Annotated in this window: 12 protein-coding genes; 6 read left to right on the plus strand and 6 right to left on the minus strand. The window is 63.6% G+C overall.

Annotated features, from left to right (window positions below):
- Positions 1-7 precede the first annotated feature (7 nt).
- From PMX60_RS02980 to PMX60_RS03000, 5 genes are all read right to left on the minus strand, one after another.
- Positions 8-1,942, minus strand: a complete 1,935-nt coding sequence (locus PMX60_RS02980; protein ID WP_271746829.1) for a Stp1/IreP family PP2C-type Ser/Thr phosphatase — start codon at positions 1,940-1,942, stop codon at positions 8-10.
- On the minus strand, positions 1,939-2,355 hold the full coding sequence (locus PMX60_RS02985) for an FHA domain-containing protein (RefSeq protein WP_006235180.1): 417 nt from the start codon (positions 2,353-2,355) through the stop codon (positions 1,939-1,941). Before PMX60_RS02985 ends, PMX60_RS02980 begins: the two co-directional genes overlap by 4 nt.
- A 6-nt stretch (positions 2,356-2,361) precedes the next feature.
- Positions 2,362-3,375 (minus strand): FhaA domain-containing protein, encoded by a 1,014-nt coding sequence (locus tag PMX60_RS02990; protein ID WP_035136732.1) that lies wholly within the window; start codon positions 3,373-3,375, stop codon positions 2,362-2,364.
- On the minus strand, positions 3,372-5,225 hold the full coding sequence (locus PMX60_RS02995; protein WP_271746830.1) for a serine/threonine-protein kinase: 1,854 nt from the start codon (positions 5,223-5,225) through the stop codon (positions 3,372-3,374). The genes PMX60_RS02990 and PMX60_RS02995 overlap by 4 nt, the downstream gene beginning before the upstream one ends.
- 148 nt (positions 5,226-5,373) lie before the next feature.
- Positions 5,374-6,090: a hypothetical protein gene (locus tag PMX60_RS03000; RefSeq protein WP_271746831.1), complete on the minus strand. Its 717-nt coding sequence runs from the start codon at positions 6,088-6,090 to the stop codon at positions 5,374-5,376.
- Positions 6,091-6,205: 115 nt separating this feature from the next.
- On the opposite strand from PMX60_RS03000, the gene dnaX reads away from it, so the two are divergent.
- Positions 6,206-8,662 carry a DNA polymerase III subunit gamma/tau gene (gene dnaX, locus PMX60_RS03005; protein WP_271746832.1) on the plus strand — a complete coding sequence of 819 codons (2,457 nt, stop codon included), beginning with the start codon at positions 6,206-6,208 and terminating at the stop codon, positions 8,660-8,662.
- Between the two features lie 21 nt (positions 8,663-8,683).
- On the opposite strand, the gene PMX60_RS03010 is transcribed toward dnaX, so the two are convergent.
- Positions 8,684-9,157 carry a hypothetical protein gene (locus tag PMX60_RS03010; RefSeq protein ID WP_006235175.1) on the minus strand — a complete coding sequence of 158 codons (474 nt, stop codon included), beginning with the start codon at positions 9,155-9,157 and terminating at the stop codon, positions 8,684-8,686.
- A 339-nt stretch (positions 9,158-9,496) separates the two neighbouring features.
- Between PMX60_RS03010 and PMX60_RS03015 the strand changes: the two genes are divergently transcribed.
- The 5 genes from PMX60_RS03015 to PMX60_RS03035 all read left to right on the plus strand — a co-directional run bounded on the left by PMX60_RS03015 (position 9,497) and on the right by PMX60_RS03035 (position 14,361).
- On the plus strand, positions 9,497-9,817 hold the full coding sequence (locus PMX60_RS03015) for a YbaB/EbfC family nucleoid-associated protein (protein ID WP_006235174.1): 321 nt from the start codon (positions 9,497-9,499) through the stop codon (positions 9,815-9,817).
- Positions 9,818-9,830: 13 nt separating this feature from the next.
- Positions 9,831-10,427 (plus strand): recombination mediator RecR, encoded by a 597-nt coding sequence (gene recR, locus PMX60_RS03020; RefSeq protein ID WP_006235173.1) that lies wholly within the window; start codon positions 9,831-9,833, stop codon positions 10,425-10,427.
- Positions 10,428-10,672: 245 nt separating this feature from the next.
- Complete coding sequence (locus tag PMX60_RS03025; RefSeq protein WP_006235172.1) at positions 10,673-11,578, plus strand: hypothetical protein; 906 nt, start codon at positions 10,673-10,675, stop codon at positions 11,576-11,578.
- A complete protein-coding gene (locus tag PMX60_RS03030; RefSeq protein ID WP_271746833.1) occupies positions 11,575-13,419 on the plus strand; it encodes a serine/threonine protein kinase in 1,845 nt (614 codons plus the stop codon). The genes PMX60_RS03025 and PMX60_RS03030 overlap by 4 nt, the downstream gene beginning before the upstream one ends.
- A 3-nt stretch (positions 13,420-13,422) precedes the next feature.
- Positions 13,423-14,361, plus strand: coding sequence for an FHA domain-containing protein (locus PMX60_RS03035; RefSeq protein WP_118270928.1), 939 nt, complete (start codon positions 13,423-13,425; stop codon positions 14,359-14,361).
- Positions 14,362-14,524: the final 163 nt, after the last annotated feature.

A 14,524-nucleotide genomic window follows, 5' to 3' on the forward strand; every position in this document is an offset into this window, starting at 1 on the left:
TCCCTTTCTAATTCTTATCGGAGGCTTCGGCCTCGGCGGACTGTTCGGCGGTTTTCTCGGAATCTGATTCGGAGGTCGATCCCTGATTGGTGTTGTCGCGAATCGTTTGCGCGTCGATCACCTGGCGGGTCTGCTCCTCGTCGATCTGGTGGCGGTACTTGGATATCGTGTCCTGCGCATCGTCGACACTTGTTTGCGGAATACCCGCCTTGAGGCGGTTTTGCGTGTCTTCGGGCAGGTCGGATAGCTTGATGCTGGTTTCGCTTTCGAGCCAGTGGAGCTTGAGTCCGAGTGGCTTGCCGGGCAGGCCGCGCCAGACGGCGACATTGCCCTGGTAGGTACCCAGGTAGTACGAGCCGGTGACACCCGTGTAGGCCCAGATGCCAGCTGCCAGCACAAAGACGAGGGCCAGGATGGCGGCGATAGTAACGTTGCGGCGACGCACGCGTTGCGCCTCGCGCATGACGCCATCGTCAACCAGGTCAACGACTACTACGGTCACGTTGTCGTGGCCGCCGGCGGCAAGCGCCGCGTCCACTAGGTTGTCGACGCAGATTTGCGCGGTTGAGGACTGCGTGGCGATGTTCTCGATATCGCTATCGGGAATCATGCTCGAAAGGCCGTCGGAGCACAGGATCAGACGGTCGCCTTCCTCGATATGCAGAGTGAAGTGGTCGGCATACATAGCGGGGTCCGAGCCCAGCGCGCGGGTGATGACCGAACGGTTGGGGTGGACGCGAGCCTCGTCTGCCGTGATCTCGCCGGCGTCCACGAGCTCCTCCACGTAGGAGTGGTCGCGGGTCACGCGGATGAGCGTGCCCTCGTGGAGCAGGTAGGCGCGAGAGTCACCCACGTGGGCGATGGCGAGCGTGTCGTTTTCGATATAGGCGCAAGTGGCTGTGCAGCCCATGCCGGGCTTGCCCAGGCCATTCAAGGCAGCCTCGATTACGGCGGCGTTGGCGGCCTCGACGGCTGCCGCCAGGCGTGCGGCGTCGGCAGACTGAGGAGCTGTCTTGGCAATGGTCTCGACAGCGATAGAGGAGGCTACCTCGCCGGCGGCGTGACCGCCCATGCCGTCGCATACGCAAAAGAGCGGCGACTGCACCAGGTAGGAATCCTCATTGTGCGGGCGCACGCAGCCAACGTCGGAGCGGGCGCCCCACATGAGTTGCGTGGTGGTGCCGGCATCATAGGTCGAGTCGGTCTCGATGCGCTCCTCGGTCAGGGGCTCAAAGCTCATGGTCGAGCCGGGGTCTTTGAGCTTGGCCTCAACGGCGGCAACGTCGATCTCTGCTGTGTCACCGGGAGAGACGGTGTTTGTCTCGGCGTTTGATTCGGAATCTCCGGTGTCCGGGGAGTCGGGCTCCTCGGAAACGCGGGCGGTCGACTCGTCGTCTTGCGGGCTGACGTCTATAGGATCGGGCGTCGCAAAGTGCGACGGCGCGGGCGTGTTTTGCGACTGGGCGGCGGGCTCGGCCACGGCATCGGACTCGCTTGCGGGCGCAGGCTGCGGGGTCTTGGGTGCAGGGCCGTCCTCGGGGGATGTCCCCGCCTCGGGCGCCGGCGTAGACGCGGGCGCAACCTCGGATGCCGGGGCTATGGGAAACGCCGGCGCGGCGGGCTCGGGTGCCGCAAACACCGCAGCGCTCTCGTTGATTGCCGCGGCGACGGGCTCTGCAAAGTGAGCCGGCGCCGGGGTTGCTTCGGGCGCTGTGGGCTGTTCCGCAGCATGTGCGCCGATGGGCGCCGCTACGGCATCCTCTTCGTCCTCGTTATCGGCGAGATCCGAAATATCATGCGTTACATGCGAAAGAGGCAGGGAGAACACGGTGTCCTCGGGCTCCACGGGTGCGGAGCCTGCCGGAGCGGCGTGGGCCGGCGCAGCTGTGGTGGCGGCCGGTGCCTCGGTCATAGTTGCGGACTTGTTCTCCTCGTCGATCATCGACGGTTCACCTTCATGACCACGTCGCCAATCTGGACTTCGTCGCCCTCGCGCAGCGTTGCGGGCTCCACGAGCTGGCGGCCGTTGACGAGCGTGCCGTTAAGCGAGTTGAGGTCCTCGATGATGAGTGCCGGGCCCTGCAGCGAAAAGCGCGCATGCGAGGCCGAGACGAACGGTTCGTTGATGCAGATGTCCGAAGATGGCGAGCGACCGACGATGACGGGGCCGAGCATGTCTACGTGGATGCCGCGGATACCGCGCGGACCCTTGTCCACATCGATCGTCCAGATAGCCGAGTCGCGGCGCTGCCCGCGCACAAGTCCCACGCCGGTCTTCATGACGGCGAACAAGAAGATATAGAGCAGGGCGACCAGGACGATGCGGCCTGCAAAAAGGACGATATCGATGTTCATAAGCGACTATCCCCTAAATTCAAAGGTGCTCAGGCCAAACGTCAGCAGATCGCCGTTGCGCAGCGGGCAGCGCGTAATGCGGCGGTTGTTGACGAGCGTGCCGTTGGTGGAATTGAGGTCCTCGATCGACCAATCCGAGCCCGTAAAGGTGAGCTGGGCGTGGCGGCGCGACACGTTGGGGTCGCGCAGGGCAATGTCGGAAACTGAGCGCTCGCGACCGATGGTCACCTGTGCGGAGGTGATACTATGGCTCTCGCCGCTCACGACGTCGACGAGCTGGGCGAGCGGGCGCTGCGGGGCGCGAGTGCTCGCCATGTTGGAGGCGATGCCGGCTGCGGCGCCTAGGCCCACGGCGGCACCGGTCGCGGCGGCTCCGCCCATGCCGGCAAGCGCGTCGCGCGAGACGGTCTGCGGCACCGGGATGGGTGCGGCGGCGGGGTCGGGGACGCTAGGCGCGAAGGGGTCTGCCACGGCAAGCGGGTCGGGAGCGGCGGCGCGAGGCGTCGGCTGCTGCTGGGGCATGGCGGCGGGGCGCTGCTGCTGCGGGGCAGCAAACTGCTGCTGGCCGGCGCGCGGGGCGCTGGCGGCACGGCTTGCCGCGGAGTTGTTCTGGCCCAGGCCGTTCTGATAGGCGCGCTCTTCTTCGTACAGGCGGCCGAGCGTGGGGGCATCGACGTTCTCGGCAAAGACCGAGAACTTGCCGGCGCGCAGCTGCGGATCGATCATAAAGCGCACGAGGGGCTCGCCGACAAAGACATAGCGGCGCTTTTCGGCCTGCGCCTTCACGAACTCGCGGACCTCGCGCGAAAGCTCGGGGTAGAACGGGGCGAGCATGGGATCGTCGTCGGCGGCGATAAGGATGGTATAGAGTGCCGGCGCCGTGTTGACGCCGTTAATCACCAGAGTCTGATCCTCCATGTCGCGAGCGGCCTGCTTAGCAAGCTTCTTAAAGGAGAACGGGGCACGGGTGGCACCGAAGATGCCGGCCACGTGGTCCTCGAAGATGTTCAGGAAGTTCACGAAAGATCACTCTCCGTATAGGTTCTTTGGTATCCGAGCAAATATAGGCATATCCCAACGATTATAGAGGATAGGATTCCCGCAACCGCCGCCTTGGCGATGACCGCGGCTGCAAGGCTGGCAATTTCCATATGGTGTGCAAGACAGGACGCCGCTGCGCAGCCGATGCCGGTGACAGCGATGGCGGCGATTGCGGCAAGGTTTGAGCCCTGATTGGCACGCTTGGCATGGACATTGAGCAGCGCAGATGACGCCGCGGCAGTTGCCGCGACCAGCACAAAGGCAGCCCAAAGGAGCGGGTCTCCCAGCGCTGCGGCAACGTTACCGAGCCCCAGCACGCCTCCGGCTGAAAGCGCGACCGTGGCCAGACGGGCAAAAAGCGCGCCCATGCCCGTTGCCGCGGCGGCGCTTGCCGGGCCGAGCCAAAATGACGCGACGCCGGCGGCGACCCCAGCTGCCAGGAAGGTATTGCCGGTCAGACAGCCAAGCGCGAGTGCACAGGTGAGCGTGGCGCTCGCGGCAGTCTCGGTGCGACCCCAGGCGATCCACCAACCGGACATGGCGGCGGCAAAGATCACCGCGACGGGCAGCATCGACAGGATGCCCTGTGCCTGCATGGTGGCGTTGGCCATGAGCACCAAAAAGCCCACAGCCGAGATGGCCGAGCCAATCTGGGGGGCCAGGCCAGCCGCCGCTCCGATCGCGATAGCCGCAATGACCAGGCCGGGAAGCGCCGCGACCCCGGCCGTTTGCATCAGCAAAAAGCTAAAGGTGCCGCACGTTAGCGCCGAGATAGTGCGCATGGTGTAGTCGCGCGCATGGCTCCAGCGCGTGCCCGCCCAGCCGAGTGCGGGGTCGACCTCGATGGCGTCGTCCTCGTAGTGCGACGGCTCGATATCGTCGAGCTCCTGCTCGTCATCCGAAAGCTCGCCAACCATTTGCTCCAGGCTGCGACGGCCTTCGCGCACGCTGCCCAGACCGGCAAGGAGCTGGTCGCAAAATGCCTCGATGCTGTTGGGGCGGTCCTGCGGCATGGGGGAGAGCGCGCTCATGAGCGCGCTCTCGGCTCCCGGGGGAAAGTGTGGTATCAGCTCGCTGGGATAGGTGGCGCCGCCGATGATGCGGTCGAGCGAGTCGGCGGGCGTGGCCGCCATAAAGGGGGCGCTGCCACACAGGCCCTCGTAGATCACACAGGCAAGGGCAAAGACATCAGCGCGTTCGTCGACCGTGCCGGTCTCGATATCGAGCTGCTCGGGCGGCATGTAGCCGATGGTGCCGCCGCGCGAACCGCCAAAGCCACCGGCAGACGACAGTCGCGCCATGCCAAAGTCGGTGAGCTTTACATTGCCCGAGTGGTCGATGAGCACGTTGGCGGGCTTAATGTCCAGGTGGAGTACGCCATTACTATGGGCGAAGGTGAGCGCCTGGCCCAGGGCATCGGCAATAGCTGCGGCCTCGTCAAAGGTAAGTGAGTGGCCGTCCACGCGGTGCAAAAACTCGGCCAGCGACATGCCATCGACATACTCCATGACTAGGTAGGCATAGGCTGTGTCGTGCGTAAAGTCGATGACCTGCACGATATTGGGATGTTGAAGCATGGCGGCGGTGTGCGCCTCGCGCAGGACATCCATGATGTCGCTGGCGGGCATGCCAGCACCGTTGATAAGGGGGATACGCTTAATGGCGACGCGGCGGCGCAGGTGCGTGTCGCGGCAGATCTCGATGGAGCCAAAACCGCCGGTCGCAAGTGTCTCGAGCGGCTGGTACCGCTTGAGCAGCTCGCGAGAGCTGGTGCCCTCCAAAGGAACGTCCGGCGAGAACCGGGCGGTATGTTGCGAGAAAAGCGGCATGGCCAACCCTCGTGCGTTTAAAGTTCGTTTGCGAGCGGCGGGCGCGGAGCCGAGCCGTTCGCGGTGGCATAGATGCTGCTAGTGTAGCACGCGCAGGTGGGCGACATTCAATTTAAGCTCCGTCTGGGGTCTGGACCTTGCGTCCGGCCTAGCGCTTTTTCTTGTTCTTCTTCTGCTTGCGCTGCTTGCCCTTGGTCTCCTGGGGCTTGTCGCCCTGCTTGGCCTCGACGGCGGCCTTTTCTGCCTTCATCTTCTTGCGTTTGGTCTCGATGCGGAGTTTTTTGTTGATGCGGGCCTTGAGGAAGGGACCGAACTGCTCGGCATCGCCGCGGACAAAGGTGTCCTTAGGGATCGTCACGCCCTGGTCGGCGAACATGGCCACAAAGATGCGCTCGCCGTCGAGCACGTGGTCGAGCTTTTCAAACGGGAAGAACTGTGACTTGCCGCTCTTGCCCCAAACCATCAGGCCGTCCTCGTTGGCGGCGACGCGGCGATAGCGGCCACCCATGGACTCGTCGGCCTCAACGGCGTCGATAAAGTCGCGGGCGAGGGTGTGGTGCAGGTTTTTGCTCCACCAGGCCAAAAAGGCGCCGAACACGATCAGGACGACGCCAAACTTGATCCAGTTGCCGCCGGCCACCAGCATGCCGATGCCGATGAGCGCGGCAATTGCCGCGGCGACATACAGCGAGCCGCGACGCCTGGGCGAGGCGACCAGGCGGGCGAAGTCGGTGACCAGGTCGTTTTCGTACTGGTACTCGTTGAGGTACAGGATGCCGTCGTCGGCTGCGGCCTGCTCCTCGAGCGCGACCTCGACCTGGTCGGCTGCTTCGGAGGGGACGAGGTTGCTCTCTGCGTCTGCCATGCTCTTTGGACTCCTATCGCGGCGGGCTCGCCGTACGGGTATTATGGAATGCAGTATGCCGTGCGACCGCATGGCCGCCGCGGCAACAAGACTCAGTATACCCGGGGGAGCACCCATGGAATCGTTGTACCGAAAGTATCGCCCGCTCACCTTCGACTCCGTGGTGGGCCAGCAGCATATCGTCTCGACGCTCGAGCACGCCATCACCGAGGGGCGCCTGTCCCACGCCTACCTGTTCTGCGGACCGCGCGGCACGGGCAAGACCACCATGGCGCGCATTCTGGCCAAGGCGCTGCTGTGTCGCAATGCCGAGGCGGCGCGCGCCGAGGGTGCAAGCGGCTGCATGCCCGACGGTACTTGCGAGGAGTGCGAGCTCATTGCCGAGGGTAACCACCCCGATGTCTACGAGCTCGATGCCGCCTCCCGCACGGGCGTGGACAATGTGCGCGAGGAAATCATCAACTCCGTCAACTTTGCCCCGGTGCGCGGCAAGTACAAGATTTATATCATCGACGAGGTCCACATGCTCACAACGGCGGCGTTTAACGCGCTGCTCAAGACGCTCGAGGAGCCGCCGGCACACGTGATCTTTGTGTTGTGCACCACCGACCCGCAAAAGATTCTGGAGACCATTCTCTCACGCTGCCAGCGCTTCGATTTCCACCGCATCGGCAACGAGGATATCGAGCATCGCCTGTCTTACGTGTGCGAGCAGGAGGGCTTCGATTACGACGACGAGGCACTCGCCATTGTGGCGCGCCATGCCAAGGGCGGTATGCGCGACGCGCTTTCCACGCTGGAGCAGCTGAGCGTCTTTGGCAACGGTTCTGTGCATGCGGACGACGCCCGCTCGCTTTTGGGCGAGGTTTCGGACCAGATCCTGGGCGAGTTTTCCCGCGCCATTGCCGATCGCGATGTTGCCGAGCTCTATGGACTGATCCGTGCGCAGGTCGAGGAGGGCAATGACCTGCTGGAGCTGACGCGCGACCTGGTGGCGCATGTGCGCGACGTGTACGTTGCCTGCGTTGCCGGTGCCCGTGCCGAGCTGTTTGAGGGCGGCTCCGAGCAGGCCGAGGCGCTTGCTGCCGAGGCCGCTGCCTTTGGCGAGCATCCTGCCGACCGCCTGGCCCGCGTGCTGACGGTGCTCGACGATGCCGCACTGGAGATGAGGGGCGCGAGCGACGTGCGCCTGGTGCTCGAGATTGCCTGCACGCGTCTGGCGCGTCCCGAGGCCGATTTAACGATTGAGGCATTGGCCGAGCGCGTGGCACGCCTGGAGGCCATGATTGCCAACGGCGCCGTGCCGGCGAGCGTGGCTGCTGCTCAGGCCGCCGCGCCTGCAGCATCCGTACCCGCTGCTGCCCAACAGCCGACGCTCATTTCGGGCGCTCGTGCTGCCGCTCCGGCGGCATCCGCTGCCCCCGCTGCTACGTCCGCGCGCCAGGGCGGTATGCCTTGGGACCGCGGCGCTGCTGTTCCGGCTGCCCAGCCTGCGCCCCGTTCTGCGTCCGTGTCAGCTTCCAAGCCTGTAGCGCCTGCACCTCAGCCCGTTGCGGCCCCCGCGCCTGCCACCGCTCCGGCACCTAAGCCCCAGTCCAACAATGCCGCCCAAGTTGCCGCCGCCGGTGCTGCCGAGACGCCCGCGGTCGAGGATGCCGGAGAGCTGCAGCGCAAATGGGCCGAGGTTGTCGAGCGTGTCAAGGCGCGTCAGGCTTCCTACGCAGGGCTTTTGCTCAACGCCCGCGCCACGGCCGACGACGGCTCCAAGCTCACGGTCTCGTTCCCCGCGGGTTCGACTTTTGCCATTAAGATGCTCGGTCGCGCCGATACGCAGTCGGTGGTCCTGCCGACGGTCTGCGCGGTTTTCGGTCGTCGCACCGTCGACTATGTCCTGGATGGGGGTGGCACGCCGGCTCCTCAACATGAGGAGCATTCTCCATCTGCACGGGCTGCGGCATCTGCGGACCCGCAACCCGTGTTCTCGGCGGCCCCTGCATCCTCGAGCGCCAGCGCGCCGCAGCAGCAAGCGGCACCGGTAGCGGCATCGACCCCGTCGGCGCCTAAGCCCGCGGCGCCCAAACCGGCTGCTCCGACACCCGTGTCCAAGCCCGCCTCGCCCGCGCCCAAGTCGTCTGACCTGGGCAAAGCCCCCTGGCTACGCTCTGATAACCCCGCCGGCGCTCCTGCCACGGGCAAGCTCCCGACCGAGCCCGCGCCCCGAGCGCCCGAGCGCGCGTCCGCTCCCAAGGCTCAGCCTGCCGCGCCGTGGGAATCCGAGCAGGTGCCCTACGACGACGCCATGGTCGGCGGCTTTGCCGGCGATGCGAGCGGGGACGATCTGCCCCCGTTCGACGTGCCGGGTGCGGCGTCCGCGACCAAGGCCGCTGCTGTGGCACCCGCAGCCTCTGCAAACGACGACGTCCCCGCCGCTCCCTGGGAATCCAATCCCGGTGCTGGCAGCCCCTTCGGCCATCAGGGCGCAGCCCCGAGCATCCCGCAGACCGAGGACGAGGCCAAGGCCCTCATCCGCAGCGTCTTTGGCCAGGCCACCATCTTCAAGCCGGTGGAGTAGCTGCGCAGGCGGGTATACTGCTCAAGAAGAGGACCCCTTGTCCGGGCGCATCTGTATTTCGGACATGTGTAGTGTGGTGCCGCGTATGTCGCATTTGAGCAGACAGGTGCGTGACGGTCGGCCTAGGATGCTGAGGTCGATACGATACGTCGCATGGCTGTCCGTGTACTCGACTTGCTCGGCGTTAATGGTTGCTCCGATTGCCAAATAAACGCCTAGCTCGGCATCGACAATCTTGAAGTCCTTTATCTTGACCTTGAACTCTTGATAGAGGGACGGGCTGTTGTAGTAGACGGTTCGGGTTCCGTCGGTGCACTCATCGGTCGTCTCCCATTTGACGACGGGCTGGTCCGAGCTGGCTATCAGCAGTTCTGCTCCAAAAGCTATGGCATGGGTGATGACAACCAGCAATGCCCAGCCGACAAAGAGATAGAGAACCACATATGCAACGGGGTGTTTTGAGCGGATGTTTTGGAGCGCGTTGGGGGCATTCATGGGGCACCTCCAAATTACTATCTATGGCAATCAAATTATACCCTGCCGCCATGTGCGCTGCCTCGAGCAGCGGTTCGGCATTTAGCTATTTAGTGGCGCACATGAAATGCCGGATTCGGCTCTACTAGATTGAGTGTGCGATATTATGCAACCTTGCATAATTCGACCTTGCATAATCTTTGAGTGCGGTTTGTATTGGAGGACATGTATATCGACTGAGGTAACACGTCCGCCCCGCTCTCTCGCCGCGCGCCGTGGTACGATTTTTGAGTTTGAAAGTCCCGCCGTGCTCCGGCTGCCCTTGCAGCTCGGCGTGCGGCCGCACGTAAAGGAGCCATCATGGCCGGTATGAACATGCAGCAGATGATGAAGCAGGCTCGCAAGATGCAGGAGCAGCTTGCCGCCGCGCAGGAGAACCTCAAGTCCCAGACCGTCGACGCCTCTGCCGGCGGCGGCATGGTCAAGGTGACCGTTAACGGCGAGATGGAGCTCGTCAACCTCACCATCGATCCCGATGCGCTCGATCCCGAGGACGTCGATATGCTGCAGGATATGATCATGGCTGCCGTCAACGAGGCCGTCCGCGGCGTCAACGAGCTCGCCAACAAGCAGATGGGCGCCATCACCGGCGGCCTCAACATCCCGGGCATGCCGTTCTAAGACACGCATATATATGAGTGCCAACCACAGTCTGCAAAAACTGCTCGATGAGCTGGGCCGTCTGCCGGGCATTGGTCCCAAGTCGGCCCAGCGCATCGCCTATTACCTGTTGGAGGCCGACGCCGAGGAGGCGCGCCGCCTGGCCGAGGCCATCTTGGAGGTTAAGCAGGAGGTCCACTTTTGCAGCCGCTGCTTTAACTACGCCACGGCCGACGAGTGCTCCATCTGCCAGGACCCGATGCGCGATACCACTCGCATTTGCGTGGTGGGCGAGCCGCGCGATGTCCAGGCGATCGAGCGCACGGGCAGCTACCACGGCCTCTACCACGTATTGGGCGGCGTGATCAGTCCCATGGACAAGATTGGCCCCGAGCAGCTGCACATTCGAGAGCTGCTGGCACGCTTGGGCCACGAGGACATCCACGAGGTCATCATCGCCACCAACCCCAATATTGAGGGCGAGACCACGGCGAGCTATCTGGCCCGTACCATCAAGCCGTTGGGCGTCGAGGTGTCGCGTCTGGCAAGCGGCCTTCCCGTGGGCGGCGACTTGGAGTATGCCGACGAGCTTACGCTTGGCCGCGCCATCGAGGCCCGCCGCGCGATTTAGGTGGCGAGCCTGCTCCTGCCGTATGTTTTCCTCGCGACGCACGGGGTAGTCATAATTTCCCCGTGCGACTGTGAGTTTGTTGTGCAACAAAGATGCTTCGTATCCGCTTATCGCATGGATGCTTCCGCTCGCATCCTTAATTTGCTCATTCGTTGCGCAACCTTTTGGGTTCGCTGATACACTCAAATATGGATTCGAATGAATGCGCCGCTTCTGAGCGGCGTGTTTTTGTTGGAGGAGAACGCATGCGGCCCGGTGGCACTCAGACAAAGCGCGGCGCCGCGGTGCGCATACGACGCCGACTGGGCTTGGCGTCGCGGGCGTACGCACTGCTATCGTGCTCGCTGGTGCTGGTCATAGCTGGCGTTTCTGCCTATGGCATGACCGTGCCGTCCATGATGCAGGCGCATGCCGCACGCGAACCGCGCGTGGGGCATGAGGTCAAAAGCGATCTGGGCACCACGACTGGATATGCTTGGGCAAGTGTGGTCGGGCATATTGTGTTTGGCACCGACGATGCGGACGGCGCCGAGGCCCCGGACAACGAAGTCACGCTTGCCAATGGCAAAACCATCGTGCTCACCAACACCAAGATCATCGATCGATTGTCCAACAATAGCGTGGCGGCAACGGTGAATAAGGTCGAGCAGCAAAAGGAGCAGGACGCCCAGCAGTCCGGAAAGCCCGGTAGCTCGGATACTTCTGGCTCCGGCTCGGATTCATCGAGTTCGGGCGGCGGCTCTGGGTCGGGTTCCTCTACCGGAGGGCCTGGAAACGGCGGCTCGACGGGCGGCAACACTGACAACGATGCAAACTCCGGCGGCCTTTCCGCTGCTGAGGAAGAGAGCATTCACAGTTGGCTTGTGACCAAGTACAACATGCTCGACGGCTATGTTTCTCGTGCCAATGACGTGGTCTCGACCTATAACTCTACGGGAGATCCCAGGCCGTGCGACAGCCTGGTCGGGGAGATGTTTGTCATTCGAGCCGAGTTCGGTCGTCAGACATTCTCGCCCCGGTCAAGGTGGTATCAGCAGTATGCCAATCTGTGGGGCTGTTACACCAACCTATGTCAATGGGTCGGCCATTACGGCGATGATGACGTCGCGCTCGGTAACTTCAACAATAACGTGGCGGCGCTTGCCCTATGATGACCGATCTTGCATCCACCACACCACAATCGCTCGGTCGCGATCCCATGGTCGGCCTGCGCCTGGCGCGTGTCGACGGGTTTGAGCCGGCCATTGCGCTCGGTCAGGACGAACTGCCTGCCTATCTGCGTCGTTTTACGATACTGTTTGCCGACGATGCCACCATGCGCCGTGGCGGTATCGGCCGCGTGACGCGTGCTGTCAACGCCCAAGGCGAGGACGTAGCACTCAAACAGCTCATCTTGCCGACGCGCGATGAGTTTGACGACGATGCCGCCCATGAGTCGCTGGTCGCCAAGTTCAAAGCGGCATTTCGCGAGGAATATGAATGCCATCGCGCCCTTTCGGGCCTTAAGGGCTTTCCCCGCCTCTATGGCTGGGGCGAGGTTGACGGTGTGCCTGCAATTGTCATGGAATGGGTCGAGGGCGAGACGCTCGCCCGCTTGCGCTCGCGACTCGCCGTGGACGATGCCGGACGCCTATCGCCGCTTGTGGCGGCGCGTCTGGGTCGCGACCTGTTCGATCTGCTCTGCCGTATGAGCCTGGTGGGCGAGGGCTTTGTCCATCGCGATATCTCGCCCGCTAATATTATGGTGCGTACGGCGCGCCTGCCGCTTGACCGACAGCTTGCCGAGGGCACCTTTGACCTGTGCCTGATCGACTTTGGCTCGTCGCTGGCGCTTGAGCCTGCGTCGGCCGTGGCCGGTACCGGCGGCAAGGCGTCGTTTACGGAGCGTTATGCCACGCTGCGTCGCGCGACGGTTGCCTATGCCCCGCCCGAGATGCTCACCGACGATATTCCCGACCTGCGCGCTTTGCGTATGTCGCCGGCGATTGACGTCTATGCCGCGGCAAGCACGGTTTACGAGCTCATTGCCGGCGTCGTGCCATACGAAGCCGCGCCGAGCACTTCGGGCACCTCGGGTTCGCGCAAAAAGACGCGCGACATTGCCAGCCCCTACCGTCTCAAGACGGACACACGGCCCGACTATCCCATTGGTGCCCATGCGCCCGGTTGTGATTTGACTCAGCTGCTTCGTCGTGAGCCCGATGTGGCGCTCGCCGCGGCCGAGCAGGCCCAGCAGCTGGGGCTTGAGCCGGATTCCGAAGAGCTACGCGATGCGCTGGCGTTTGTCGATGCCCAGCTGTTCGACGTGGTGATGGCCTGTCTGTCCAGTCATCAAAAAGATCGTCCCGAGCCGGCGGCGGTCGAGGCGGCGCTCTCGGCGTTTTGTGACCACTATGCGCAAAATGTCGGTCGTTCGCTTCGCGGCGAGCCGCTCACGCCGTGCCCCATGGATGCGTCTGGCCGCGCGGTTCGTCGCGCGCTGATGGTCGGCGCGACGGTCGTCTGTGGCGTGGTTTGGGCTGTGGTCGTGGTTTCGGCCGCGCTGCTGGCGTCGGGCGCCCGCGTGACGGCGACTTTGGGATCGCTCGTGTGGTCTGGGTCGCTACCGAGTATTATTGCCGCACTGGCGTTGGCGCTGCCAGGCATAGCCGGCGTTACCGCGGGGGCACTTGCGCGCAATCGGCGCTCGGGGTTCCTGCAGGGTGTGCTTGCGCTTTCTGCCTGCGAGGTTCCGGTGCTGGTTGTGGCTGCATGTAGCGTATTTTCCCAACGCGCCGTGATGGGCGGCCTTGTTGCTGCTCTGGTTGCAACCTATACGCTTACGTGGTTTTTGCTTGCGATGGGCTTTGCCTTTGAACTTCCCGTTTCGGCACCACGACGCACAAAAGCCCAGATGGCGACTCCGCTTGCCGGTGGAGCCGCAGCTGCCCGTACTTTTGGCGGACCTGTCGAAGTATCGTCCGATTCTATTTCTACGACCAAGGAGGCCTAGGTCATGGCATCTCAAGTTGAGCTCACCCCATGCGGGGCCATGTTTGACATCTTTAAGCGCGCGGCGCATCTGAGCCATATCGAGCTGTGCGGCTTGGTGCTTTCGTCCCGTCCGCTCGCCGACGGCCGCAGCCCGCAGAGCCGAGCCGCCGATCGCTCTTGGGTTTCCCGCTTTATCGTTCGCGCGCCGGTCGGCACGCTTCAGCAGCGCTACTTTGCCGAATACGGTACCTCGGCTGCGCGTATTATGTCGCAACTGGCCCTGCGCCAGCGCAATCCCATGGACTCCACGGCTGTGATCAATATGGTGTGCGGTCCTGCAGGTGAACCGATGGTACGCGCGCTCGAAGAGTGCCACCAGGACACGAATCTCTATCGCAACGCGCTCGATCGCCTGTCCCAGGCGGCGGAACTCATGCCCGCCGAGCGCGCCGAGGCCGTGCTGGTGCTGTTTGTCGCCGTCGGTTGTTCGGCGGATGTGCGGTCCTCGGTGAACTATGCCATCGACTACGCGCACGCGACCTGTGGCGGAGGCACATCCACGCCGCGTTCGCTTGGCATGTCGCTGACTGCGGGCGAACGCGAACCCGCCCCGGCGCACCCCTTGGGCTTGCTGCGCGTGCAAAACAGTTTTGTCGTGAGCGCCCCGCGCTGGATTCAGCCGAGTGAGCAGGGTGTTGAGATTGGCGCGCTGGCCACTGGTGAGGGCGATATTACCGACGTCGGCGACGATGTCTCGGCCCGCCATGCCCATATCTGGTGCGATGCTCAAAATATCTGGCACGTCGAGGACTTGTCGTCCACCAACGGAACCGTGGTGGTAAACGGGGCCACGCGCGTCTGCATTCAGGTCGAGCCCGGCCGTTCCGCCCAACTCAATCCCGGCGACGAGCTCAAGCTCGGCGAATCCACTACCTACGCCATCCTCTTCGGTGCTCTCTAGCCAGTCCTGCCAAATGGTCCCTCCGTCCCCAAGGGATCATTTTGCTCCCGGCAGTCACCCGAGGTAAACCTTTACCGCCCGCCTATATTTGCCGAAATTACACTTGACGGCGGGGTACAATAAACCCGCATGCGGATTTCCGTTGCGGGCGCTTCCCATCGCC

This window comes from Collinsella aerofaciens, from assembly GCF_028206995.1.
Taxonomy (GTDB): domain Bacteria; phylum Actinomycetota; class Coriobacteriia; order Coriobacteriales; family Coriobacteriaceae; genus Collinsella; species Collinsella aerofaciens_AQ.